Here is a 2963-nt window from a genome sequence, read left to right on the forward strand (position 1 = left end):
GCCGGGGCTGCGGGGAGAGCCGGGGTGGCCGGGGCGGTCGGCGTGCTCGGGGTGGTCTCGGCCGGGGCCGTCACCTTCAGTTCGACGGTGAGGGTGCCGCCGCCGACCGTGGCGACCCGCAGCAGATACGTGCCCGCCGCGTCGTCGGCGTACAGCTTCGGCAGCTTCAGCAGGCCGTTCGCGTCCGTCTTCAGGCCCTTCAGGGCGCGGACCGGGTTGCCGTTCGCGTCCTTGAAGAAGTAGGGGCCCTTGTCGTTGGGCGTGGCGTCCGTCGCCGACGTGATCAGGGTCGCGGAGGCCGTGACACCGTCGGCCGCCTCGCCCTTGTACGTCGCCTTGACCTCGACCCGGTCCGCGAACTCCTTGCCCGCCTCGCAGGTCAGCGGCTTGTCGCTGGTCCTGACGAGCGCGTCGGCCTGGGGCGCGGTGACCTTCGCGGTGTAGTCGAGGCCCGTCAGCGTGCGGCCCACGACGGTGGCGCGCACGGCGAACTGGCCCGTCTTCTTGCCCGCCTTGAGCACGGGGGCGGTGGCCTTGCCCGCGGCGGTCGTGGTGACGACGGCGCTCCGCGCGCCGCCCTCGAAACGGGTGTCCGTGTCGCCGACGACCCGGAACTTCACCTTGACCTTGGCCACGCCCGAGCCCGACTTGGACTCCGTACGCACCTCGACGCGCTCGGCGAAGGCATCGCCCGCCGCCGCGGTCAGTGTGCCGGTGTCCGCGTCCTTGAGGCGCGCGACCCGCTCGGTGGGCGTGGGCGGGTCGGGCTTGTCGTCGCCGCCGTTGCCCGGCTTCTCGGACCCGCTGCCGCCGCCCTTGCCGGGCGTGTGGGTGCCGGTCCTGTCCCTGTTGCCGTTGTCGCCCTTGCCGCCGCCCTTGCCGGGCTTGTGCGAGGGCGTGCCGGTGCCGCCCGGCGTCAGGCTCGGGCCCAGACCCGGGACGCGGCGGTCGCTGCGGTCGTCCGGCAGGACGCCCTTGCCGTCGGGCACCTCGTGGACGCCATTGCGGTAGTACTCCAGCCACGACAGGACCGTGTTCAGGTACTCCGTCGACTGGTTGTAGCTCAGGATCGCCCGGTGCAGATCGTCCTCGACGGCCAGGTCGCGGTCGTTCGCGCAGAGGTAGTGGCCCGCGGCGAGCGCCGCGTCGTAGATGTTGTTGGGGTCCTTCTTGCCGTCGTCGTTGCCGTCCTTGCCCGAGAAGGCCCACGTCGCCGGGATGAACTGCATGGGGCCGACCGCGCGGTCGTGCGTCGTGTCGCCGTCGTACGCGCCCTTGTCGGTGTCGGTGATCTTCGCGAAGCCGTTGCCGTTGAGGACCGGGCCGAGGATCGGCTTGGGCGTCGTGCCGTTCGCGTCGACGCGGCCGCCTCGGGCGTGGCCCGACTCGACCTTGCCGATGGCGGCGAGCAGCTGCCAGGGGACGTTGCAGCCGGGCTTGGCCTCGGCGAGCGCGGTCTCGGCCTTCTTGTACGCGTCGAGGACGGTGGCCGGGACGCCCGCCTCGGCCTCCTTGTCACCGCCGTTGGGCGCGGCCGGGACGGGGCTCTTCAGGGGCGGCAGGTCCGTGTAGTAGGGCGAGTCGCCGGTCGCGGAGTCGCCTCCGGGCGGGGTGTCCGTCGCCCCCGTCGTCTGCCCGTCGCGTGGAACGTCCGTCACGCCCGGGGCCTGCGACGCGGCCAGTGCCGCCACCGCCGCCGCGGCCACCGCGCTGGTCACCGCTCCCCTGCGCAGCCGCCTGCCGATTACCGGCGCCATGACCGAGCCACCCCTCCCCTTTGACCGCTGATGCGCGCCGACCCCACCTCCGTACGCGCTTGCCTTCGTACGCGCGTGCTCCCCAGTAGGGCGGCTCTGGCGACACTACGACAACTTGCAGCGCCCAGGCACCCGTTCGTGCCCGGTTTTTACCAGTTGGCCGAGACCGCGACAGGGCTGTTACGCCGCGGGGGCCTCGCCCTCCTCCTCCGGTGGCGTGAAGTCGCCTTCGGGTTGTCTCAAGTCGGCCTTGGGCGGAGTGAAATCTCCTTGCGGTGGCGGGGCGTAGTCGCCTTGCGGTGGGGCCGAGCCGTCCGGGGTCTCGCTGATGTCGCTCTGCGGGGTGAGGGCCTGCCCTATGGCCCGGCCCTTGTTGAGGCCGCGGTGCACGGCCTGCGCGACGCGCTCCACGGTGCGCACGCCGTAGGCCATCGTGGGGTTGCCGTGCGTGAGGACGACGATGCGGTAGGTGCGGTCGCCGCCGGTGAACACGCCGACGCTGTGTACGCGCCAGCCGTGCACGGCCCTGGGCAGCCAGCCGTTCTTGAGGTGGGCGCGCAGACCGCGCGGCATCCCCGCGGGCACGCCCCAGCGCTGGTCGCCGCGGACCTCGGCCATCTGCCGGAGCCCGTACGCGCGCGCGGCGGGCTTGAGGACGCCGCGGGCGCCGGTCAGCACACCGAGCAGACGCTGCTGGTCGGCGGCCGTGGTACGGGTCAGGCCCCAATAGCCGTACGGGCCAAGGGTGGTGGCGGTGGTGCCGACGCGGCGCAGGAAACGGGAGAGGTAGGCGTGGCCCAAGTCGTGCCAGAGCCGTCCGGTCGCGTCGTTGTCCGAGCGGGTGATCATGGGGCGGATCCGTCGGCGCTCCCAGGCGGTGAGGCCGCGGCCCCACTCCTGAGCGCGGAGCAGCGCGGCCTCCATCGTCAGGACCTTGGCGACGCTCGCCGCGTCGTAGCGGCGGTGGCTCGCGAGGTCGCAGACGAGGCCGGTGCGGGTGTCGCGTACGGATACGGAGACGCTGCCGACCCGGGACGACAGCGCCGCCCGGATGTCCTGGGACATCCGGGCGGCGAGGGTCCAGTCGCTGCCGGCGGTGCAGAGGGCCGCGCCCTGCTGGTCACTGGCGTCGGCGGCGGCCGCCGGTATGGGGCTCAGCGGTATGGGGCTCAGCAGGGCCGTGGTGAGCGCCGCGGCGAGCATGGA

2 protein-coding genes are annotated in these 2963 nt (G+C 73.1%); both read right to left on the reverse strand.

What is annotated here, in order from left to right:
- Positions 1-1757, reverse strand: a 1757-nt coding sequence (locus tag GKQ77_RS30980; RefSeq protein WP_219692438.1) for a lytic transglycosylase domain-containing protein, incomplete at its 3' end; no start/stop codon positions are given.
- A 180-nt stretch (positions 1758-1937) separates the two neighbouring features.
- On the reverse strand, positions 1938-2963 hold a 1026-nt coding region (locus GKQ77_RS30985; protein ID WP_219692439.1), incomplete at its 5' end, for a serine hydrolase.

This window comes from Streptomyces anatolicus, from assembly GCF_019400875.1.
In the GTDB taxonomy this organism is placed as follows: Bacteria; Actinomycetota; Actinomycetes; order Streptomycetales; family Streptomycetaceae; genus Streptomyces; species Streptomyces anatolicus.